4 protein-coding genes are annotated in these 5,017 nt (G+C 65.4%); 2 read left to right on the plus strand and 2 right to left on the minus strand.

Annotation, left to right across the window (positions count from 1 at the left end):
• Positions 1-9: 9 nt before the first annotated feature.
• Positions 10-567 (minus strand): DUF3558 domain-containing protein, encoded by a 558-nt coding sequence (locus AC2VOG_RS11585; RefSeq protein WP_486940039.1) that lies wholly within the window; start codon positions 565-567, stop codon positions 10-12.
• Positions 564-1,115, minus strand: a complete 552-nt coding sequence (locus AC2VOG_RS11590) for a DUF3558 domain-containing protein (RefSeq protein WP_486940040.1) — start codon at positions 1,113-1,115, stop codon at positions 564-566. The genes AC2VOG_RS11585 and AC2VOG_RS11590 overlap by 4 nt, the downstream gene beginning before the upstream one ends.
• 108 nt (positions 1,116-1,223) lie before the next feature.
• Between AC2VOG_RS11590 and AC2VOG_RS11595 the strand changes: the two genes are divergently transcribed.
• Complete coding sequence (locus tag AC2VOG_RS11595; protein WP_486940041.1) at positions 1,224-2,972, plus strand: ABC transporter ATP-binding protein; 1,749 nt, start codon at positions 1,224-1,226, stop codon at positions 2,970-2,972.
• Positions 2,969-4,855 carry an ABC transporter ATP-binding protein gene (locus AC2VOG_RS11600; protein ID WP_486940042.1) on the plus strand — a complete coding sequence of 629 codons (1,887 nt, stop codon included), beginning with the start codon at positions 2,969-2,971 and terminating at the stop codon, positions 4,853-4,855. The genes AC2VOG_RS11595 and AC2VOG_RS11600 overlap by 4 nt, the downstream gene beginning before the upstream one ends.
• The last annotated feature ends 162 nt before the right edge of the window (positions 4,856-5,017 follow it).

A 5,017-nucleotide genomic window follows, 5' to 3' on the forward strand; every position in this document is an offset into this window, starting at 1 on the left:
CTCGCGGCGTCAGGAATTGGTCGAGAGCGTGAGCTCCATGAGCTTGATGGCCTGCGCGCAGGCATCGATACCGGGCACCTGTGGGTTCACCCACCACCCGACCACGCCGGCGGCGTCGCTGGCGACACCGCACGCGCCGTTGGGATCGTTGGGCTTCATCACGATCGACGGCACACCGGCGATGGATCGGTTCTCGAGCTGATACTTCAAGAACTCACCGACCTTGCGTTCGTTGTCCAAGCTGCCCTGCTCGAACCAGAACCGGGTGATGTCGATCAGACCACCCGGGTTGGCGGCCTGCCAGCGGCAGATCGCCCCGACGAAGGTGCTTTGAATGTCCTGCGGGTCCGCGCCGACCGTCTTGGCCAGCACGTCGGTGGTCAGGACCTCGCACTCCTTCTGCAGGTTCGGGTATTGCTGCTCGGAGGTGTTGTTGCGCGGCACGTCGCCGGCGCCCGCCCTGTGCGCGGTGCCGGCGACCGATCTGGTGCAACCGGTCGACACCGACAGTGCGGTGGCCAACACCGCCACGCTCACCAGCATCCGGCGCGACACGCTAAGGCTCATTTGCCGTTCGCAATCGTTTGGCGCGCAAGCTCTTTAGCGACGTTGCACGCGTCGGGGAACGGTTTCTGATTGAAGTTCACCGACCATTCGATGAAGTCGTCGTTGAACTGGATTCCTACTTCGCACAGCGAGTCACCCAACTGCGGGTCGTTGCCGACGGCGATGAACCCGCTGTGGCCGCTGATGTTGATGTCTTCGACGCTGGACCGCGACAGCTCCTCGGTCTTGCGTTCACGCCCGATCGGGCTCCCGCGATACCAGGAGAACGAGAAGTGCGGCCCGAGGATCCCACCGCCGGCCAGCCACTGGCAGCCCACCGAGTTCTTGGCCGTGTTGACCAGCCCGTTGATCTGCGTCAGCTTGTTCACCGTCTCGTCGCTGATGCCGCCGCACTCCGGAAACATCGGACCGTGGCTGCCGTTGCCGGACGCCGGCGCCGTCGACCCAGACGACTGGGACGTGGAGCCGGAATCGGAACCCGAGCAGGCTGCCGCCATTGGGACCAGGACTGCCGTTGCGCACACCAGCGCCGCCACGTTACGTCGCACCGCTACCCGCGCCTTCTGGTGATCACAGGTTGCACTGTAGCGGCACCACCGGATGGCAACCATCGCACACGCGGTGAGCTGTGGTTTCTTGTGTGCAAGAGTTATCGGATGCTCGTGGCACTGCTGCGCCAGTTCGTGCGGCCGTACCGATCGCTGGTCACAGCGGTGATGGCGCTGCAGGTGGTCAGCAGCCTGGCCTCGCTGTACCTGCCGACGGTCAACGCCACGATCATCGACGACGGCATCGCCAAGGGCGACACTCCCACGATCATCCGACTCGGCGGGCTGATGTTCGCGGTGACCGCGCTGCAGGTGCTGTGCGCGGTGGGCGCGCTTTACTTCGGCTCCCGCGCCGGGATGGGTGTCGGCCGCGACCTCCGCTCGGCGATGTTTCATCAGGTCACCACGTTCTCCGAGCAGGAGACCGCCCGATTCGGCGCGGCCACGCTGTTGACCCGCACCACCAACGACGTGCGGCAGATCCAGTTCCTGGTCCAGATGGGCTGCACGGTGCTCGTCGCTGCGCCGATCATGTGCGCGGGCGGCATCGCGATGGCGGTTCACCAAGACGCCGGACTGTCGTGGCTGCTGTTGGTCAGCATTCCGGTGCTGGTGGCCGCCAACTACCCGATCATCTCGCGGACGCTGCCGCTGTTTCGCAGCATGCAGCGACTGATCGACAACATCAACCGGGTGATGCGCGAGCAGCTTTCCGGCGTGCGGGTGGTGCGGGCATTCGCCCGAGAGCCGTTCGAGCGACAGCGTTTCGACGACGCCAATGTGGCGCTTTCGGCCACCGCGCAGGCGGCCGGCAATTGGCAGGCGCTGATGCTGCCGGTCACCACGCTGACCATTAACTGCTCCAGCGTGGCGCTGATCTGGTTCGGCGGCTTGCGCATCGACAGCGGCCAGATGCAGGTCGGATCGCTGATCGCGTTCCTGGTTTACTTCGCCCAGATCCTGATGGCGGTGGTAATGGCGACGATGACCGTGATGGTGTTGCCGCGCGCCGCCGTGTGCGCCGAACGCATCACCGAGGTGCTGTCCACCGTTGCCGCCGTGCGTAACCCGTCAAATCCGGTGCGGCCGATCGCGGCCCCGGGCATGATTCGGCTCGACCGCGCGTCGTTTCGTTATCCTGGTGCGGAAAAAGCTGTGCTGCAGGATATCTCGTTGACGGCACAGCCCGCTACCACGACCGCCATCATCGGCAGCACCGGTTCGGGCAAGTCGACGCTGGTGGCGCTGCTCTGCCGGTTGTACGACGCTTCTGCCGGCGCCGTCCAGGTCGGCGGGGTCGACGTCGGTGCCCGCGATATCGACGAGTTGTGGTCGACGATCGGGCTGGTGCCCCAACGCGGTTACCTGTTCGCCGGGACTGTCGCCGACAATCTGCGGTTCGGCGCGGCTTCGGGCCGGACGGTGACCGAGGACGAGATGTGGTCGGCGCTGCGGGTTGCGGCCGCCGACTTCGTCGAGGCCCACCCCGACGGCCTGCAGATGCGCGTCGCGCAGGGTGGGGTCAACTTCTCCGGCGGCCAGCGGCAGCGGTTGGCGATCGCGCGGGCGGTGATCCGCCGTCCGGCGATCTACGTGTTCGATGACGCGTTCTCCGCGCTCGACGTGCACACCGACGCGCTGGTGCGCGCCCGGCTGGCCTCGGTAGCCGGCGATGCAACAATAATCGTTGTCACACAACGCATTTCGACAGTCGTCGATGCTGACCAGGTGATCGTCATCGAGGACGGGCGGATCGTGGGCACCGGCACGCACGAATCATTGTTGGCGGAGTCGGCGACCTACCGGGAGTTCGCCGACTCGCAGTCGCTGGGCGCCGAAGTGGGCCACGCGCGATGACGACGGCCCAGCGACCAGCGCCCGCTCCCCCGTCTACGCGACCGCGAGACCTCCGCGGATCGACCATCCGCCTGGTGAAGTTGCTTGCGCCGCAACGGCACACGGCCGTCGCGGTGATGGCGCTGAGCATCCTCGGCACCGTCGTAGGCGTCGTCGTCCCACGGATTCTCGGCCACGCCACCGACCTGCTCTTCAACGGCTTCATCGGACGCCGACTACCCGCGGGGATCACCAAAGACCAGGCCGTCGCCGCAGCACGGGCCCGCGGTGACACCGCGTTTGCCGACCTGCTGTCGGGCATGCACATGGTGCCCGGCCACGGCGTCGACTTCGGCGCGGTCGCCCGCACCCTAGCGCTGGCACTGGGCATGTATCTGGTTGCCGCCGTGATGATTTACGCACAGGCGCGGCTGCTCAACGTCACCGTGCGACGGTCGCTGCAGGCACTGCGCAGCGACGTCGAAGACAAGTTGCACCGGCTGCCGCTGGCCTACTTCGACACCCGGCGACGCGGTGAAATCCTCAGCCGGGTCACCAATGACATCGACAACCTGCAGACGTCGCTGTCGATGACGATCACCCAACTGCTCAGCGCGGTGCTCACCATCGCGGCCGTGCTGCTGATGATGCTGAGCATCTCGCCGCTGCTGACCGGGCTGACCCTGCTGACCGTGCCGCTGACGATCGTTGTGACCCGGGCGATCACCCGGCGATCCCAGCGGCTGTTCCTGGCGCAGTGGACCAACACCGGCCGGCTCAACGCCCACATCGAAGAGACCTACAGCGGGTTCACCCTGGTGCGCACCTATGGACAGCGGGCCAGTACCGAAGACGAGTTCCGTCGACTCAACGACGAGATGTACCAGGCCAGCTTCGGCGCCCAACTGATCTCGGGGATGGTGGCACCAGCGACCACATTCATCGGCAACCTCAGCTACGTCGCCGTCGCCGTCGTCGGCGGCATCCAGGTGGCGACCGGGCAGATCACCGTCGGCAACATCCAGGCGTTCATCCAATACGTGCGCCAGTTCAACGCACCGCTAAACCAAGTGGCCTCGATGTACAACGCGCTGCAATCCGGGCTCGCCAGCGCCGAACGGGTCTTCGAACTGCTCGACGAGCCCGAGGAACCTGCGGACCGCTCAGGCCTGTTTCCCGAAATGCCAACGGGTCGAGTTGAATTCGACAACGTCAGCTTCGGCTATCAACCGGGGGCCACGGTGCTCGACGGTTTGTCGTTCACCGCCGAGCCGGGCAGTACGGTCGCGATCGTCGGGCCCACGGGCGTGGGCAAGACGACGCTGGTCAACCTGCTGATGCGGTTCTACGACGTCGACTCCGGACGGATTTTGATCGACGGCGTCGACATCACCGCGGTGAGCCGGCAGTCGCTGCGCTCACGCATCGGGATGGTGCTGCAGGACACCTGGCTGTTCAGCGGAACCATCAAGCAGAACATCGCCTACGGTCGGCCCGACGCGTCCGACGACGAGGTTATCGCCGCGGCGAGGGCGGCCCATGTGGACCGGTTCGTGCATTCGCTGCCGGGTGGCTACGACACCCAGGTCAACGACGGCGGAGGCAACATCAGCGCCGGCGAGCGTCAGCTGATCACCATTGCGCGGGCATTTTTGGCCCGGCCGCAGCTGCTGGTGCTCGACGAAGCGACCAGCTCGGTGGACACCCGCACCGAGTTGCTGATCGCCAAGGCCACTCATGAGCTGCGCCGCGACCGGACGAGTTTTATTGTTGCCCATCGCCTTTCGACGATCCGCGACGCCGATGTGATCCTGGTGATGGAGTCGGGCAAGATCGTCGAGCAGGGCAGCCACGGCGAACTGCTGGCCCGCCGTGGCGCCTACTACCGGATGACGCAGGCCTAGCCACTCAGTCACCATCGGTCACTCCAGCAACGTCAGCTGGTAGCCACCCGTTTTTCGAAATGACGACACATGCGATATCACCATCCGCCGGTGATATCGCATCTGGTCACAAAACAAAAAAAGAGTGCCACCCCAGAGACGTGTTACCCCAGAGACGTGTTA

The sequence above is a fragment of the Mycobacterium sp. TH-M11 genome (genome assembly GCF_057473725.1).